Raw genomic sequence first — 17,761 nt, forward strand, 5'->3', positions numbered from 1 at the left:
CCTCTCGGGTGGTGTGGGCGGTCACAGATGACCGGTGGTCATCAGCGACGTGTACGCACGGATGACGTCGACCAGGGCGGCGTCCTCGGCGGCGGTCATGGTCGCCGATGCCCGCCCCTGCGCGGTCGCGAGTCGTTGGCGGGCGTGGGCCCGGACGTGGTCGACCGATGCATCCGGCGGCAGACCGACGCACGCGGCCGGACCGCGACCGGTCAGCAGGGTCCGCAGTTCGTCCACCACGGGGCTGCGCGGATCGGCGACGAGCAGCCGCTGCAGGTCGCCGAGCAGCCCCACACGCAGCATCGCGGGTTCGCTGCGCATCGCGTAGGCGATCGACCGGATGGGCTCGCGAGCCGGGTGGGTGTAGGCCAGCTGATCGACACGGTCGAGCACCCGCCGTGCTCGGTTGAGCACCGCGAACTCGCTGAGCGAGGTCCGCAGTACCTGCTGCAGCGCAGCGATACCGGAGTTCGCGGCGAGCCACTCGTTGAGAGCGGCCGCGCCACGCGTGGCCACCTGCCGCCCGTTCAGGACGCCGTATTCACCGACCAGGTCGAGTAGCCGGTCGCGAACGGCCGGGGCCAGCGGACCGGGGCCGTCGGACTCGAGGGCGTCGATCAGATCCAGGGGGGCCATCCCGGCCAGCGAAGCCAGCGCCCGCGCGTCGCCCTCCCCCAGCGCCCCGGTGTGGCTGGTCTGGGCCATCAGACCCGAGATGGGCACGACCCTCGACACGGTCTGCGCCAGTTCGCGACTCATGTGGACGGCGTGCTCGGCCGCGTGCTGCAACGGATCCCGCCGCCCGAGTGCGCCCTCACCGAAGCTGTCGGCCCGGGACAGCACACCGAGGGTGTTCAGAGGCGACAGCGGCAGTTGCTTGAGAAACTCCAGTTCGTCGGCGCGCGGGGTCGAGTCGAAGAGGAACACCGCGGCGTCGGCGTCCACCGAGGCGGTCCGGGTCTGCTCGAACCCGTCGATGAGAACCCGACGCGTCGCCGCCTCGTTCTTCGCCGTCAGGGTGGCCAGACCGGGGGTGTCGACGAAGGTCAGGTCGCGGATCGCCGCCGACGGCAACCACCGGTGGAGGTAGGCGATCTGCTCGTCGGGGATCGGGAGTGTGCTGGTCCGGCCGGGGACCACGGGCACGGGGTGTCGGGTGCCGTCGAGTGCGACGACTTCCGCGCGCGACGGCGCGCCGTCTTGGTAGACGGCAACCACGCGGGTGGCCTCGAGAGCCGCGGTCTCGGCCACGGGCGCGCCGATCAACGCGTTGACCAGTGTGGACTTGCCCGCCTTGAGTCGTCCGACGACGACGAGTCGCGGTGGCGCCCACAGGCTCGCGCCGATGGAGTTGGCGTGGCCGACGAGGTCACCGCCGAGCGACGCGAGCGAACGCAGACCGTGGTCGAGGACCACGTGGACCGGGTCGGACATCATGCCGCTCATCGGTTTTCCGCCATCTGCTGGAGGCGGACGAGCATCCGCTCGGTCTCGTCGAGTCGCTTGCGGATCACGTCCCGGTTGTTGCCGAGTCGCTTGAGGTCCTTCTCGCGACGGGCGGCGTCGGCACCGGCCGCCTCCTTGGCCACCGTGATCTGACGCTGCAGCTCGTCCATCGAGGTCCGCAGGTGGTCGCGGTAACGGACGATGATCTCCGGACGGGCCTGGGCGATCGCCATCTCCAACAGTCGCGCGGTGACCGTACGCGTCAGAGTCATCGTCTCGCGCAGCCAGTTGAGCAGGTTGGTCTTGCCGGTCCGCATCGCCCGAAACCCGAGATTGACGCCCACCCACAGCGTCCCGACCACGGCCCCGACACCCAGCGCGGCCGACAGCCCGATGAGACCGCCGATGGTCGACGACCCCATCACGCCCATGGTCAGCAGCGTCGGGTCGAACAGACCGTGTCGTTTGCTGCCGACCTGCGGTCCGTCGATGGACTGCCCCTGCAGTGACCCGACTATGCGCCCGCAGATCTGCTCCCACACCACGTTCGAGTGGAAACGCGGCGCCACGATGGTGGTGTACAGCTCCCCGAGGAACCCCGACATCGTCGTCGCCAACGCCTGCTGCAACTCGCTCTGCATGTCGGCGGTGAACTTCTGCGGGCTGTTCCGCAGGACCTCCATGCCGTTCTTGTTGATCCGGGTGGTCCACCGGTCGCGGATCTCCTCGAGCCGTCGGTCGCTGTCGTCGATGGCCCTCTGCCGCAACTCGATCAGATCACGCGCGAGGTACTGCTCCCATTCGCGACTCTGCTCCTTGAGCGACTGCAGCTCCTCCAGTTGCGAGGTCAGGTCGGGCAGGGTGTCACCCCGACCCTCGATGGCCTGGTACTCGGCGTCGACCCGCCGGGCGACCGCCACCAGTCCCTCGCGCGTCGTGCGCAGGGCGTCGATGGCGGGGAGCTGCGCGGCGGAGTCCAACCGCTGCACTATCTCCGCACGCAGGGCCGTGATGCCGGATGCGTGCTCGGCATGGTCGCGCTCGGGTCCGGGTGACATCTCCGAGGCCATCACCGCACGCAGGCTGGACACCCCGACCACGGTCACCTCACGGTCGAGGTGGGCGGCCAACAGACGCCGGTTGTCCTCGACGATCGCCTTCCACCGTCGAATGTTCTTGTCGGTCTTGGTCACCGCCACGATCAGGGCGTCGACCGACGCGCCGGCGTCACGGATGAAGTCCATCTCGGGCGCCGTCAGCGGCGACGACGCGTCACACGCGATCACCACGACGCACGCCTGCTGCGCGGTCTGCGTCGCCAGCGTCGCCATCGCCGGATCCAGGCCGCCCACCCCGGGCGTGTCGACGATGGTCACACCAGGCAGCGCGGTGTCGGTGACGGGAATACTGGCCCGTGTGGGGAGTGATGCGACGTTGGGGTCGCGTACGTAACGACCGTCGACCGTGACCCAGTCGGGCAGGGTGCGCAGCGGTACCTGTTCGGTGCGGTCGGGGAACAGCAGGTCGACGGTGCCGTCGAGCGGCGGGTCGTCGGTCGGGCACACGCTGATGGCCACGGTGGTCGCCACGTTCACACCCACCGGGGAGAGATCGCGGCGTCCGACGAGGGCGTTGACCAGAAAGCTCTTTCCCCGCTTGACCTCGCCGACGACGACGACACTGCGCACCTGACCATCACGTGCCGCCTTCCGGGCCGCGAGATCGGCCACATCGTCGAGTTTGTAGGCGCGCAGCACGGATGCTGCAGCGCCCAGGACCTTGCTTGCCTCGCCGGCGGGATCCTCGCCGTGCGAGACGTCCCGCGACGCCGACTCGTCGCTCATCGACACCACCCCGCATCCGTTGACTCGGCCCGCCCGCGTCGGGCTCGACACAGACAGTAAATCGCATCGCCGGTGAGCAATCCGTCGTCACATGGGATGCGCTCACCCCGTGCGTTTGTTCCCGGGCGCCGGCGTGGGCCGTCGGACGGCGGGAAACGATTCTTTTTCGACTCCCGGGAACTTTCCGGGTCGGTGTCTGCATCTGATGCTGTGTCCGAGTCGATACCGACTCCCCAGCACCGAGGAGATATGCGATGAGCACCAAGAAGATGGACACCAACCACGACGGCACCACCGATGTGGTCCTCACCGACGTCGACAACGACGGCACCGTCGACTACGGCGAGGCCGACACCAATCGTGACGGCATCGCCGATGTCCGGGCCTCGGACACCGACGGCGACGGACGTATCGATGTCCTGGTGACCGACACCGATCACGACGGCCGCTACGACCGGCAGGTCGTCGACGCCGACAGCGACGGCCGCCCCGATTCGACCACCAGCGTCGACCTGCGTGCCAACACCCTGTCCGGCACCGAGCCCACCACCGCGACGTCGAGCAGCGACAACGACTCGACGAGCAGCAACACCGCGTCGGAGGGCTACCGGTCCTCGGAGTCCTACAGCCGCTCGACGACCACCGAGTCCTCGACCACCTCCAGCCACGACTCGACCTACGGCTCCTCGGCCGATCGGTCCACCACCTCGTCGCAGGACCAGGACGGTCGGTGGGAACTCGACACCAACCACGACGGCACCAACGACGTCGTGCTCACCGACACCGACAGCGACGGTGAGGCCGACACCGCCTCCTGGGACACCGACGGCGACGGACGCATCGACGTCGTGCAGGTCGACGCCGACGGTGACGGCACCTGGGACCACAAATATGTCGACACCAACCACGACGGCCGCGCCGACATCGAGATCCGCGACACCGACGGCGACCACTACTACGACACCGCCCGCATCGACTCCGACCACGACGGCGACGTCGACCACTCCACCTCGAACTACACCGACCCCGCACCCCAGACCGAAGTCCACCTCGACTACCAGGCCAACGACCCCGGCCACGACACCGGACACGACAGCTTCGGCTTCTGATCCCACCCCACGCACCAGGTTCGGCGATCGGTGATGACCGGTCGCCGAATCGGTGCGACCATCTACCGACCACATCGAGGAGAACTTCCATGCGCGCGAGAACCCTCCTGGCGACGACGGCTGCGATCACCTGCATCACCGGCCTCACCGCCTGCACGTCCACCACCGACGGCACCGGCGTCGCCGCGTCGTCGTCGGGAGCATCCGCGTCGACGGCGACGTCGGCGTCGAGCACCGCGGTCAACACCGCCCAACTCGACACCGGCACCTACCCGACGTCGCCGTCGGCCCCCTTCGGCTTCGCGACCGCCCCTGACCCGGAGATCGTCGGAGCGGAGGGGCAGCGGCTGGCCGAGTTCGTCACGATCCCCTCGGAGATCGATCCCGAGATGACCGACGTCGGTCTGCCCACCGGCGTGGTGTTCGGGACCAACAACCTGAGGTCGGTGTTCGCCTCGAAGGCCGTCGCCGACGCGGCCGGTGTCAAAGGTCTCGTCACGGGCTTCTTCACCTCGGCGGGCCAGCCGAAGAAGAAGATCAGCGACAAGACCAGGTCGTTGACGCAGCTGGTGCTGCGGTACAACTCGCCGGCGGCGGCGAACACCGCCGCGATCGCCATGAACAACGCGTCGATCGCCCGCCCCGCCGACGGTGAGATCGCCTTCGCGCCGGCCACCATCTCGAATCTGCCGGGCACCCTCGTCAGTCGGGCGTCCGGCCAGTTCCCCGGGATGCGTTCGTTCACCGCGCACAACAGCTACGTCATCTCCACCGGCGTGGCGGTGCCGCCCGGACAGGAGGGCAGCGCCGAGTCGATCATCCGCACAGCGGTCGCGAAACAGATCCCGTTGATCGACCGCTTCCCCGCGACACCGATCGTCCCGGGGGTGAAGTCGCGAATCAAACTGGATCAGAACAACATCCTGATCTACGCCATCCCGGAGACCGACGGGCAGATGCTGGGTGGACTCACCCGCGGCGTGTACGGCCCGCGCGGGATGGCCAGTGTGGAGGGACCGGAGATCCTCACGACCCTGCAGGACAACGGGTCCGAGCACAACGCGGTCTGGCGGTCGACGGTGTACCGCGCCACCACCGAGAGCGATGCGTCGGAGATCCTGACCAAGCTCGTCGACCGGGATCTCGCGGCCGGCTACTCGCGCAGCGGGTCGCCGGCGGGTCTGCCGACCGCCACCTGCGTCACGCAGGACACCGCCTCCGGGCAGCAGAACAATTGCTATGTCCCCGAGGGCCGCTACATCGGCGCGACCTACGACCGCGACGCGGTCAAGGCCAGGCAGATGATCTCGGCGCAGTACCTGATCCTCACGAAGGCTGATCAGACGGCGAACTGACGATCGACCGGCCGCTGGGATCTCGTGCACCGAGACCTCAGTGGCCGGCGCCGATCTCGATCAGGAGCACCCCGGCGACGACCAGGCCGATACCGACTCCCATCACCTTCGTGAGGGCCTCGCCGAACAGGTAGCGGCTCGCGACGGCGGTCAGAGCGACACCGGTCGCCGCCCAGATCCCGTACGCGACACCGAGCCCGACACCGTGCGACAGCGTCAACGACAGGAACACGAACGACAGCAGGTAGCCGACCGCGACGGCGATGTACCAGAGGTTCTTTCCGCCGGCGGCGGCCCGCAGCGCGAGGGTGCCTGCCACCTCCGAGCCGATCGCGACGACGAGGAACGCCCATCCGCTCACGACGGGTCGACCGATTTCCCTGCGCGCGGGCCGGATCCCAGTTCGATGCAGAGGACCCCACCGATCACGAGGACCATGCCTGCGGCCATGACCACGGTGACCGTCTCCCCGAACAGGACCGACGACATCACAGCGGTCGCGGCCACCCCGAGGGCGCCCCAGATCCCGTACGCCACCCCGAGCGGGAACCCGCGTCGCAACACCCGGTCCAGTAGGACGAAGGCGGCGAGGTAGCCGATCACCACAAGCGCGTACCACCCCGGATGATCCAGAGCAGCCTTCAGGGCGAGTGAACCTGCGACCTCGGAGACGATGGCCGCGCCGAGGAACAGCCAGGTGATCACCGGGTCAGGCCATCGCGCCGAGCACGGTCTGCGCGAGTTCGGGCCGGCAGATGACGAGGTCGGGAAGGTAGACGTCGGACTGGTTGTAGACCAACGGGGATCCGTCGATGCGGCTGCACCACAGACCGGCGGCCTGCGCGACCGCGACCGGGGCCGCCGAGTCCCACTCGTATTGCCCGCCCGCGTGGACGTAGGCGTCGGCCTCACCGCGCAGGACCGCCATCGCCTTGGCGCCCGCGGAGCCGAGCGGCACCGCGACACCGCCGATTGCCGTCGCGACGTCGTCGGAGAAGGTGGGCGGTCGGGAGCCGCTGATCACCACCCGCGGCACGTCACCGCGCGGCGTCGACATCAGCCCGGCGGTGGGTGCGACGGCGCCGGAACCACTGTCGTAGGTGATCTCGAGGGCCGGTAGCGACACCGCGCCCACGACCAGACCCTCGTCGGCGGTCCACAGCGCCACGTGGACTGCCCAATCGGCGTGGCCCTCCATGCCGTACTCGCGCGTCCCGTCCACCGGGTCGACGATCCACACCCGGGGAGCCTGCAGTCGCGTGCGGTCGTCGGCCGATTCTTCCGACAGCACCGCGTCGTCGGGCCGGCGCTGCGCCAGTTGTGCGAGCAGCCAGTCGTTGGACTGTTGATCGCCCGCGTCGCCGAGTTCTCGCCCGGACAGACCGCTCTCGCGCCGCAGACGGACCAGCAGTTCACCCGCCCCGGTGGCCAGTTCGGCGGCCAGGGCGATGTCGGCCTCGAATCCCACCGCGCTCACAGGCCGAGGTTCCGGATCACGGCGTCGGCGACCTCGCCGGGCGAGCCGTCGGCGGGGGTCACCACGAGTTCTGCCGTGCTGGGGCGCTCATATGGGGAGTCTATGCCGGTGAACTGTTTCACCTCGCCTGCCCGCGCACGGGCATAGAGCCCCTTGGGATCTCGCCGCTCGCATTCCTCGAGCGGCGTGTCGACGAACACCTCGTAGAACGGCAGCTCGCGGGCGGCGTGGATCTCCCGCGCCCGTTGGCGCTCGTCGGCGAACGGGCTGATCAGCGAGACGATCGCGATCGCGCCCGAGTCGGCGAACAGGGTCGCCACCTCGGAGGTGCGACGGATGTTCTCGCGACGGTCGTCGTCGCCGAAACCGAGATCCGAGTTGAGTCCGTGACGGAGGTTGTCGCCGTCCATGAGGTAGGCCGGGCGACCCGCCGCGACGAGCCGGCGCTCCAGTTCCACTGCGATGGAACTCTTCCCGGAGGCCGACAGCCCGGTCAGCCAGATGGTGCCACCACGGTAGGGCCGTTGGTCGGCCGACACCTTCGACCCGTGCCACACCACGTTGCTGTCCCGGGCGACCGGGCCGGTGATCATGCCGGCGCCGACGGTCTTGTTGGTCGCCTCGTCGACGAGGATGAAGCTGCCCGTCTCACGGTTGCGGCGGTAGCCGTCGAACATCAACGGCTGCTGGGAGTGCAGTGTGATGCGGCCGATCTCGTTCAGTGACAGTGATTCTGCGTTCTCGTCCCGGTGCAGCGAGTTGACGTCGAGCCGGTAGGCGATCGAGCTGATCGAGGCGCGCGACTCGGTCGTCGTGGAGGCGATCACGTACCGGTTGCCCTCACGGAGCTCGCCGTCCTCGGAGAACCAGCAGACCATCGCGTCGATGTCACGGCCCACATACGGACGGTTGTTGGGTCGGGCGATCATCTCGCCACGGGCGACATCGATCTCGTCGGCGAGCGAGATCGACACGGCCATCGGCGCGAACGCCTCGGTGACCTCGACTCCCCCTGGCCCCCAGATGGACTCGATCGTGCTGCCGAATCCACTGGGGAGCACCACGACGTCGTCACCGGGCTTGAACGTGCCGCCGGCGATGGTGCCCGCGTAGCTGCGGTGGTCGGACCCGTCGCTGCGCTGCGGGCGGATCACGTACTGCACCGGCATGCGGGCGTCGATCAGGTTGCGGTCCGATGCGATGTGGACGCGCTCGAGGTGGTCGAGCAGAGGGCCGCCGTGGTACCAGGGCATGTTGACCGAGGTGTCGACGATGTTGTCGCCCAACAGCGCCGAGACCGGGACGAAGGTGAGGTCGGTGACGTTGAGCTTGGAGGCGAAGGTCGCGAACTCGTCGCGGATCTCGTCGAAGCGCTCCTGCGACCAGTCGACGAGATCCATCTTGTTCACCGCGAGCGTGAGGTGCGGGATACCCAGCAGCGACGACAGGAACGCGTGCCGACGCGTCTGTTCGAGAACCCCTTTGCGGGCGTCGATCAGCACGATCGCCAGATCGGCGGTCGAGGCGCCGGTCACCATGTTCCGGGTGTACTGCACGTGCCCGGGGGTGTCGGCGATGATGAATTTCCGTCGCGGCGTGGAGAAGTACCGGTAGGCGACGTCGATGGTGATGCCCTGCTCGCGCTCGGCCCGCAGACCGTCGGTGAGCAGTGCGAGGTTGGCGTACTCGTCGCCGCGCTCGGCGCTGGTCCGTTCGATCGAGGCCATCTGATCGGCGAAGATCGACTTCGAGTCGTAGAGCAGGCGACCGATGAGCGTCGACTTGCCGTCGTCGACGCTGCCCGCGGTGGCCAGGCGCAGGAGTTCCTTGCCGCCGCGCAGGGCGGCGGTCTCCGTCCGCAGACGGTCGGCGGGGATGGTCATCAGAAGTACCCCTCTTTCTTCCGGTCTTCCATGCCCGATTCCGAGATCCGGTCGTCGGCACGGGTCGCGCCGCGTTCGGTGAGCCGGGTGGCGGCGACCTCGTCGATCACCTCGGCCACGGTCGCGGCCGTGCTCTCCACACAGCCGGTGCACGTGGCGTCCCCGACGGTGCGGAAGCGCACGGTCTCGGTGTGCGACCGCTCGCCGTCGGCGATCTCGAGGAAACGTGTCTTCGCCAGTAACATCCCGTCGCGGGGGACGACCTCGCGCTGATGCGCGTAGTAGATGGACGGCAGATCGATCGCCTCGGCCTCGATGTACTGCCAGATGTCGAGTTCGGTCCAGTTGCTCAGCGGGAACACCCGGATGTGCTCGCCCTTGGCGTGACGGCCGTTGTAGAGGTTCCACAGTTCTGGCCGCTGCGCGCGAGGATCCCAGGCGCCGAAGCGATCCCGGAAGCTGAACACCCGCTCCTTGGCGCGGGCCTTCTCCTCGTCGCGTCGGGCCCCGCCGAAGACCGCGTCGAACCGGTTCTCGGTGATGCCGCGCAGCAGAGCCGCGGTCTGCAGACGGTTGCGGCTCGCGCCGGGACCGGTCTGCTCCACGACGCGGCCGGCGTCGATGTCGTCCTGCACGCTGGAGACGATCAGCCGCACCCCGGTCTCGGCGACCACGCGATCCCGGTACTCGATGACCTCGTCGAAGTTGTGCCCGGTGTCGACGTGCATGAGTGGGAACGGGATCGGCGCGGGCCAGAAGGCCTTGCGGGCCAGGTGGAACATGACCACCGAGTCCTTGCCGCCCGAGAAGAGCAGGCCCGGCCGCTCGAACGTGGCCGCGACCTCTCGGAAGATGTGGACCGATTCGGCTTCCAACGCACTCAGGTGCGACAGCTCATACCCGATCTGGGGCACTGACGACTCCTCACTCGATCACTGTTGTCGACCCTCGGCCACGTACCTGCGTCCATCGAACACCGCACGCCGATGAACCTTGCAATGTCGGTTATTCGACACTACCGTTCGACAATATGACACTGAATGTAGGTGCCGACGACGCCGATCGTCAACCGGTGTCGGCGCCGACCCGACGGGTCGTGTCGGTGATCGACCACCTGGCCGACGACGTGTCGGCGCGACCCACGCTGGCCGATATCATCCGCGCCACGGACATGACCCGGGCGACCGCACACGCGGTCCTCACCCAGCTCTGCGCCGACGGCTGGACGGTCCGCGACGACGCCGGGCGCTTCTCGCTGGCCCCGCGCTTCCTCGCCCGCATCCGGCACGCCGCCGGCGCCCAACCCTTGACCAGCGCAGCCCGGCCGGTACTCACCGACCTGCACCGGCGGATCGGACTGCCGGTCTTCCTCTCCGAGCGCGACGGCGAGTTCATCCAGATCACCGAGATCGCCGGCGACATCGGCTGGGCCACTCCGGGCACCCGGATCCCCGTCACCGCCCCGCTGTGCCGCGAGTACATCGCGTGGGCGGGGGGCCGCGAGCAGGCCGAGTGGCTCGCGACCGCGCCGCCACCGAGTCGTAACCGCCTCGCATCCTTGCTGGCCGTCATCCGCGAGCGGGGGTACAGCGTGGAGCGCCTGGGCCCCGAGGCAACCGAGGTCATGGCGACGCTGCGTGCGGTGCACCTCACCGACGCGTCGCAGCCGGTCCGGCGACGCCTGGCCGATCTGCTCATGGACCTGATGAACTCCGACTACCGACCCGAGGACCTCGACGGCGACGTCCGGGCGCTGTCGGTGGCGGCGCCCGTGCGCACCGAGGCCGACCGCACCGCGCAGAACCGGGTCTCGTCGTCGATAGTGATCTGCCCCGGCACCAGAGTGGGCGGATCCGCGCTCGCGGCGCTGGTCGAGGAGCTGCAGGGCGCAGCCGCGGAGATCGAGCGCGCCCTGCTGCGCTGAGCTTTACCAACCAAGCACTTGCTAGGTAGGGTCGAGCCATGACCGAGCCCGCCAGCCAGATCCCGGCGCCCCTCACCGGCGACCAGCTCACCGCCGACTCGACGCCGGTGGCCTACGAGGTCACCGACGGCGTCGCCTACGTGACGCTCAACCGCCCCGACTTCCGGAACGCGCAGAACTCGGTGATGACGTACTCGCTCGACGCCGCCTTCGTGCGCGCCGTCGACGACAACGCGGTGAAGGTGATCGTCCTGCGCGCGAACGGCAAACACTTCTCGGCGGGCCACGACATCGGGACCCCCGAGCGCGACTTCCACGTGCAGTATCCGAACACCGCGTCGCTGTACTGGGATCACACCGATCGCAGCGGGGGCGACCAGCGACTCGCCCGCGAGATCGAGGTCTACGTCGGCATGTGTCGTCGGTGGCGCGAGATCCCGAAGCCGATGATCGCCCAGGTCCACGGCGCCTGCATCGCCGGAGGCCTCATGCTGGCCTGGGTGTGTGACTTCATCGTCGCCTCCGACGACGCCTTCTTCTCCGATCCCGTGGTGCGGATGGGCATCCCGGGTGTCGAGTACTTCGCACACGCCTTCGTCCTCGGGCCGCGCCGGGCCAAGGAGTTGCTGTTCACCGGCGAGCGGTTCACCGCGGCCCAGGCGCTCCAGTGGGGCATGGTCAACCACGTCGTCCCCCGGGATGACCTGCAGGACAAGGTGACCGAGATCTCCGGGCGCATCACCGAGATGCCGCAGCTCGGACTGGCCCTGGCCAAGAAGGCCGTCAACATCTGCGAGGACCAGATGGGCCTGCGCAACTCCATGGACTCGGTGTTCGGGTGGCATCACTTCGCGCACAGCGCCAACGCGGAGGCGGCCGGTGGCGACTCCCTCGGCGGGATGGACGCGAAGTCGATGAAGGCCAGCGCCGGATCGACGAGCGCGGGCGGAAACGCCTGATGGACCTCACCTTCGACGACGACACCGAGTCCTTCCGCGCCGAGGTCCGGTCCTGGCTGGCCGCCAACGTGCCGAGTTCCCCGCTGCCGTCGATGGATTCGGCGGAGGGCTTCGAGGCGCACCGCGCATGGGAACAGACGATGGCCGATGCGCGCATGTCGGTGGTCAGTTGGCCCGAGGAGTTCGGTGGACGCGACGTCGGACTGCTGCACTGGGTCGTCTTCGAGGAGGAGTACTACCGCAGCGGCGCCCCCGGACGGGTCAGCCAGAACGGCATCTTCCTGCTCGCCCCAACTCTTTTCGAGCACGCCCATCCCGACCAGCTCGCCCGGATCATGCCGCGGATGGCGCGGGCGGACGACATCTGGGGGCAGGCGTGGAGCGAGCCCGAGTCCGGCAGCGACCTCGCGTCGCTGCGCTCGACGGCCGTACGCACCGACGGCGGATGGTTGCTCAGCGGACAGAAGACGTGGAGTTCGCGGTCGAGTTTCGCCGACTGTGGCTTCGGACTGTTCCGCAGCGACCCGAACTCGTCCCGCCACAAGGGACTCACGTACTTCATGTTCGACCTGCGCGCCGACGGGGTGACCGTGCGACCGATCAACCAACTCGACGGTGAACCCGGATTCGCGGAACTGTTCCTCGACGACGTGTTCGTCCCCGACGACCCGGACCGTCCCGGTGATTCGGGCGTGATCGGCGAGGTCGACAACGGGTGGCGGATCGCGATGAGCACCGCCGCCAACGAACGCGGCCTGTCGCTGCGCTCCCCCGGTCGTTTCCTCGCCACCACCGACCGGCTGCTGGCGCTGTGGGCCCGGGCGGACAAGAACGGGACGGCCGGCGAGGCGCTCGGCTCGCGTGTCGCCGACGCCTGGATCGGGGCCCGCGCCTACGAGTTGTCGACCTGGGCCACGGTCAGCCGTCTCGCCGAGGGCGGGCAGCTCGGGATGGAGTCGTCGATCAACAAGGTCTTCTGGTCGGAGTGGGACATCGCCACCCACGAGACCGCGTTGGACCTGCTCGGCGCGGACGCCGAGATCGCAGGCCCATCGCACGACGACCCTGCGGGCGGGTGGATGGACGGGTTCCTGTTCTCCCTGTCCGGCCCGATCTACGCGGGCACCAACGAGATCCAACGCAATGTCATCGCCGAGCGTCTGCTCGGACTACCCCGGGGCGACCGATGAGATTCCTGCTCGAGACCGAGCACACCGACCTCGCGAACAGTATCGACTCGATGTTGACGCGCGCCGACCTGCCCGCGGTCGTGCGGTCCTGGAACGACGGGGACCGCGGCCCCGGACTCGCGGTGTGGGCGCGACTCGCCGACACCGGCGTGACGGCCCTGCTGATCGACGAGGCGTCGGGCGGGTTCGGCGCCGGCGCGCTCGAGATGGTCGTCGCCGCCGAACAACTCGGCCGACACTGCGTTCCCGGTCCGGTCGCCGAGACCATCGGTGCGGTGCCGACCCTGCTCGCCGGCACCGACCGCACCGACCTCCTCGAGGCACTCGTCGCGGGCGAGTTGGCGACGCTGGCCGTCCCCGACGCCGTTCCCTACGCCGCCGACACCGAGGCCGCGACCCACCGACTGCTGCTCGCCGGGACCACCCTGAGCACGGGTGAGGTGGTGACCACCCACGCCTCGGTCGACCGGGCCCGCACGGTGTCGGTGCTCGCACCCGCCGACACCGTCGCCACCGACATCGACGGCTCGGCCGCGTTCGACCACGGCGCCCTGGCCACCGCCGCGCAACTGCTCGGACTCGCCTCGCAGATGCTCGCCCTGTCCGGCGCGTACGCCATCTCGCGCACCCAGTTCGGCCGACCGATCGGATCGTTCCAGGCCATCAAGCACCACCTCGCCGATGTCGCCATCGCCGTGGAGATGGCACGCCCACTGGTCCACGGGGCCGCCCTGGCGCTCGACGGCGCGGTGCCCCCCGGCGGCGATGCGTCGCGCGACGTGTCGGCGGCCAAGGTCGCGGCGGGCCAGGCCGCCTACCTGGCGTCGCGCGTCGGACTGCAGACCCTCGGCGCGATCGGCTACACCCAGGAACACGACCTGTCGCTCTACCTGACCAAGACACGCGCGCTGCTCACCGCCTGGGGCACCCCGGCGCTGCATCGCGATCGCGTCCTGCGATCGGTCACCGCACCCGTGGGGGCGCCGTGACCTCCCCCGTGATCACCTCACCCGGCATCGACACCGAGGACCAGGCGGACCTGCGGGGTGCGGTCCGCGACGTGCTGCGGCGCCACGGTGACTCCGCGGCGCTGCGGTCGGCGATGGCCGCGACCCCGCGCTACGACCGGACGCTGTGGAGTGCGCTGGCCGAACAGATCGGTGTCGCGGCGCTGGCCATCCCGGAACGCTTCGGCGGCGTCGACGCGTCGCTGATGGAGTCCCACGTCGTGCTCGAGGAACTCGGACGGACGTTGAGCCCGGTGCCCATGCTCGGGTCGGCGGTGCTCGCCGCGCAGGCGGTACTGCTCTCCCGCGACGACGAGGCGTGTGAGCGGGTGCTGCCCGCCATCGCGGCCGGCGAATCCGTCGCCGCACTGTGCTGGGCGGACGCGACGGGCTGGGACGAGCCCGGTGTGGGCGCCGACGGCGGTCTGCTCACCGGCACCGCCCACTACGTGCTCGACGCCGAGTACGCGGACGTGCTGATCGTCGTCGCACGTTCGGGCGGGCACGTGACTCTGCACGAGGTGTCCCCGGATGCCGACGGTGTGGTCGTGACCGCGCTGCCCACCATGGACCCCACCCGGCCGCTGTCGTCGGTGAGTTTCGAGGAGACACCGTCGCAGACGATCGCCGCGCCCGCCGACCTCCTGCGCCGCCTGCGGACGGTCGCGGCGGTGGCGTTGTCGGCCGAACAGGTCGGGGCCGCACGGGCCGTGCTCGACCAGACCGTCGAGTACACCTCGTCACGACGACAGTTCGGGCGGGTGATCGGCTCGTTCCAGGCCCTCAAACACCGGATGGCCGACATGTACGCGTTCACCGAGACCGCGCGATCGATCTCGTACGCGGCGGCCGGTGCGCTCGCGGCCGACGATCCGGACACCGACGAACTGGCGGCGGCCGCCCGCGTCTACTGCTCACGGATGAGTGCCTCGGTCGCCGGCGAGGCGGTCCAGTTACACGGCGGGATCGGCATCACGTGGGAGCACGACGTCCAGCTGTATTTCAAGCGCACCCACGGCGCCGCACAGCTGTTCGGTCAACCGTCGTCGTCGATGGACTCGCTGGCGCGTGCCGCGGGCCTGTGACGCGCCGACGGTGACGGCATATCCCCGCGGTGGGTACGTGCAGTCGGCCGGAGTACTACCATCCGACTGATGAGTGACCGGTCGAGGACGCGTGGCGGCCCAGCCGGAAACTATCTCGATCCGGCCGCGGTCAGCCCGGTGTTGAACACCACCCTCGAGCTCGCCGCCACGGCGGCCGGATATCCCGTCGCACTCCTGCACATCCTCGACGACCAGAATCAACACGTCCTCGCGGCGTACGGGATCGAGGGGCTCGTCGGGGCGGTCACCGATCGCCAGTCCACGACGTGCAAGGAAGTCGTCGACACCGGTCGGCCACTGGTGATCACCGACGCATCGCAACCCGGGATGGATCCGTCGCTGACGGCACCGCTCGTCGCCGCCGGCATGCGCACGTACGTCGGGGTGCCGCTGTTCAGCCGGGAACACACCGCCATCGGCACCCTGTGCATGACCGACACCGTCGGACACGACATCGGTCCCGAGGACGTGCAGATCCTGCAGAAATACGCCAAGGTCCTCGAGGAGCAACTCGAGTTGCAGCGCGACCGGACCGTCACCAGCGACGCGTACTCGATCGAGGAGATCGTCGACGCCATGTCGCGCGACGAGATCCGACCGTGGTTCCAGGCCATCGTTGATCCGCGCACCCGGCGGACCCACGGGTACGAGGCGCTGTGCCGCTGGCTGCACCCGACCGACGGCGTCCTGAGCCCGGCACGGTTCCTCCCCACAGTTCGCAGCACCGACATCATGCTCGACCTCGATCTGCAGGTCCTGCGGCAGGCCATGGCGATGATGCTCGAATACGACACCACCGGCGAACCCACCGTGCTGCACGCCAACATCGACGGCGCACACCTCATCCGGCCACAGCGGATCGAGATGCTCACCGCGGCGATCACCGAGAGCGAGTTCCCGACCGACCGGCTCCGCATCGAGCTCATCGAATCGGCCACCCTCGACGACACGGTTGCCGCACAGGCGATCTCGACGCTGCGGTCGATCGGCGCACACATCGTCATCGACGACGTCGGTCGCGGGTGGTCGTCGTTGAGCCGGATGGTCACGTGGCCCATCGACGGGTTCAAGATCGATGCGTCACTCACGTCCGGTCTCGGTACGCGGGTCGTCGACCATCTGCTGACCGGCCTGATCGAGCACGCGGACGCCAACGACCTGGTGGTGATCGCCGAGGGCATCGAGACCCCCGACCAGGTCCGCTCACTGGTGGCGCTGCAGTGTCCCCTCGCGCAGGGGTATCACTTCCAGGTGCCGCAGCCCGACCCACGTCCGGCCTAGACACCTCACCGGGCCGGTCAGGCCTGGGGCACCAGACCCTCGAACTCGGCGTCGACCATTGCGTCGTCGAGACCGAAGTCGGACAGCGAATACCGGTGTGCCGGTCTGCGATCGCCGGATTTGCTCTCGGCGTCCATGGTCGTCATCGCAGCGCGCGCGTCGTCGGTGAACGGCGCACCGAGCGCGGTGTAGACGCGCTCCACCGTACCGATCGGGTCGTCCCGCAGTTCGGTGAAGTCGACGTCGACGAACTGGTCCGGGTTGTACCGTGACCGCGCCTCGGTGAAGGCGCGCAACCCCCGGGACCACAGTTCGAGCTGGGTCCGACCGACCTTCTCGCCGACGAACGTCGTCGACCACCCGTCGGTCGCGCTCTGCGCGAGCGAACACATCGACCCGATGATGGTCCGCGGCGGTCGGTGCGTCTGGATGATCAGGGCGTCGGGGTACACCGACATCAACTCGTCGAGGGCGAACAGATGGCTGGGGTTCTTCAACACCCACCGCTTGCCCGGGTCGTTCAGACCGATCAGCTGAAGGTTCTTGCGATGCCGCGCATAGGCGTTCGTCCAGTCCTGCTGGGCGAGCCATCGCGAATACGACGGCAGGTAGGCCAGCGACTCATACGAGATCGACTTCATCGTCTGTCGGAGCAGCTGCCAGCATTCCTCGACGTCGTCGGCGCTCATGTAGTGCAGCCCCATGAACTCGGGGTTGTCCACGTGGTGCTGCTCGAGACCGCTGTTGATCTGTTGGAAGACAGGATTGGCCTCCCACGTGTCCCGCGGGGGCCGCGGTTGCGGGAACTCGGCCAGCCACATCTCGAGCCCCTGATGCGACGGGTCGGCGGTCAGCAGGCGGTGCAGAGCGGTGGTCCCGGTGCGCGGTAGCCCGGTCACGAAGATCGGCCGTTCGACGGCCACGTCGGCGTATCCCGGGTTCGCCTTCCAGGACGCCTCGCTGAGCAACCGTGCGACCAACGCCCCGCGGAGGAAGAACCGGAACATCTTGCTGCCCAGTTCGGTCAGACCGGCCTCGTCGACGTAGGAGTCGAGCAGGACCTGCAGCCCCTCGGTGTAGTCGTCGGTCCCGAAGTCGTCCAGTCCGCACGCCTTGGTCGCCGAGGCGTGGAGATCGGCGACCGTTCCGACGCTGGTACGTCCTGTCATGGGAAGAACTC

At 68.8% G+C, this 17,761-nt stretch carries 16 protein-coding genes; 8 read left to right on the forward strand and 8 right to left on the reverse strand.

The features are described from left to right. Positions 1-21 precede the first annotated feature (21 nt). Complete coding sequence (locus IEV93_RS00080; RefSeq protein WP_188485753.1) at positions 22-1,446, reverse strand: dynamin family protein; 1,425 nt, start codon at positions 1,444-1,446, stop codon at positions 22-24. Beyond that, positions 1,443-3,290, reverse strand: coding sequence for a dynamin family protein (locus IEV93_RS00085; RefSeq protein ID WP_188485756.1), 1,848 nt, complete (start codon positions 3,288-3,290; stop codon positions 1,443-1,445). Before IEV93_RS00085 ends, IEV93_RS00080 begins: the two co-directional genes overlap by 4 nt. A 254-nt stretch (positions 3,291-3,544) precedes the next feature. Here IEV93_RS00085 and IEV93_RS00090 point away from each other — a divergent pair, with 254 nt between their 5' ends. Continuing rightward, positions 3,545-4,399 (forward strand): hypothetical protein, encoded by an 855-nt coding sequence (locus IEV93_RS00090; protein WP_188485758.1) that lies wholly within the window; start codon positions 3,545-3,547, stop codon positions 4,397-4,399. A gap of 89 nt (positions 4,400-4,488) precedes the next feature. Next, the gene (locus IEV93_RS00095; RefSeq protein WP_188485761.1) at positions 4,489-5,754 is read left to right on the forward strand and encodes a DUF7373 family lipoprotein; all 1,266 of its coding nucleotides are present in this window, start codon (positions 4,489-4,491) and stop codon (positions 5,752-5,754) included. Positions 5,755-5,791: 37 nt separating this feature from the next. On the opposite strand, the gene IEV93_RS00100 is transcribed toward IEV93_RS00095, so the two are convergent. From IEV93_RS00100 to cysD, 5 genes are read right to left on the reverse strand one after another with little or no spacing between them, the layout of a single operon-like run. Then, entirely contained in the window at positions 5,792-6,115 is a 324-nt protein-coding gene (locus tag IEV93_RS00100; protein ID WP_188485763.1) for a DMT family transporter, read from the reverse strand. Next, positions 6,112-6,459, reverse strand: coding sequence for a DMT family transporter (locus IEV93_RS00105; RefSeq protein ID WP_188485765.1), 348 nt, complete (start codon positions 6,457-6,459; stop codon positions 6,112-6,114). Before IEV93_RS00105 ends, IEV93_RS00100 begins: the two co-directional genes overlap by 4 nt. A 4-nt stretch (positions 6,460-6,463) precedes the next feature. Beyond that, a complete protein-coding gene (locus IEV93_RS00110) occupies positions 6,464-7,222 on the reverse strand; it encodes a 3'(2'),5'-bisphosphate nucleotidase CysQ (RefSeq protein WP_188490255.1) in 759 nt (252 codons plus the stop codon). A gap of 5 nt (positions 7,223-7,227) precedes the next feature. After that, positions 7,228-9,114 carry an adenylyl-sulfate kinase gene (gene cysC / locus IEV93_RS00115; protein ID WP_188485767.1) on the reverse strand — a complete coding sequence of 629 codons (1,887 nt, stop codon included), beginning with the start codon at positions 9,112-9,114 and terminating at the stop codon, positions 7,228-7,230. Next, a complete protein-coding gene (cysD, locus tag IEV93_RS00120; protein WP_188485768.1) occupies positions 9,114-10,028 on the reverse strand; it encodes a sulfate adenylyltransferase subunit CysD in 915 nt (304 codons plus the stop codon). Before cysD ends, cysC begins: the two co-directional genes overlap by 1 nt. 116 nt (positions 10,029-10,144) lie before the next feature. Between cysD and IEV93_RS00125 the strand changes: the two genes are divergently transcribed. The 6 genes from IEV93_RS00125 to IEV93_RS00150 all read left to right on the forward strand — a co-directional run bounded on the left by IEV93_RS00125 (position 10,145) and on the right by IEV93_RS00150 (position 16,581). Beyond that, the gene (locus tag IEV93_RS00125) at positions 10,145-11,038 is read left to right on the forward strand and encodes a helix-turn-helix domain-containing protein (RefSeq protein WP_188485769.1); all 894 of its coding nucleotides are present in this window, start codon (positions 10,145-10,147) and stop codon (positions 11,036-11,038) included. Between the two features lie 38 nt (positions 11,039-11,076). Then, positions 11,077-11,997 (forward strand): enoyl-CoA hydratase, encoded by a 921-nt coding sequence (locus tag IEV93_RS00130; protein ID WP_188485771.1) that lies wholly within the window; start codon positions 11,077-11,079, stop codon positions 11,995-11,997. Then, entirely contained in the window at positions 11,997-13,187 is a 1,191-nt protein-coding gene (locus IEV93_RS00135) for an acyl-CoA dehydrogenase family protein (protein ID WP_188485773.1), read from the forward strand. Before IEV93_RS00130 ends, IEV93_RS00135 begins: the two co-directional genes overlap by 1 nt. Then, positions 13,184-14,176, forward strand: coding sequence for an acyl-CoA dehydrogenase family protein (locus IEV93_RS00140; protein WP_188485775.1), 993 nt, complete (start codon positions 13,184-13,186; stop codon positions 14,174-14,176). The genes IEV93_RS00135 and IEV93_RS00140 overlap by 4 nt, the downstream gene beginning before the upstream one ends. Continuing rightward, a complete protein-coding gene (locus IEV93_RS00145; protein WP_188485777.1) occupies positions 14,173-15,279 on the forward strand; it encodes an acyl-CoA dehydrogenase family protein in 1,107 nt (368 codons plus the stop codon). The genes IEV93_RS00140 and IEV93_RS00145 overlap by 4 nt, the downstream gene beginning before the upstream one ends. A gap of 69 nt (positions 15,280-15,348) precedes the next feature. Further along, positions 15,349-16,581, forward strand: coding sequence for a sensor domain-containing phosphodiesterase (locus IEV93_RS00150; protein WP_188485779.1), 1,233 nt, complete (start codon positions 15,349-15,351; stop codon positions 16,579-16,581). Positions 16,582-16,598: 17 nt separating this feature from the next. On the opposite strand, the gene IEV93_RS00155 is transcribed toward IEV93_RS00150, so the two are convergent. Then, entirely contained in the window at positions 16,599-17,750 is a 1,152-nt protein-coding gene (locus tag IEV93_RS00155; protein WP_188485781.1) for a sulfotransferase family protein, read from the reverse strand. Positions 17,751-17,761 lie beyond the last annotated feature (11 nt).

The sequence above is a fragment of the Williamsia phyllosphaerae genome (assembly GCF_014635305.1).
Taxonomy (GTDB): domain Bacteria; phylum Actinomycetota; class Actinomycetes; order Mycobacteriales; family Mycobacteriaceae; genus Williamsia_A; species Williamsia_A phyllosphaerae.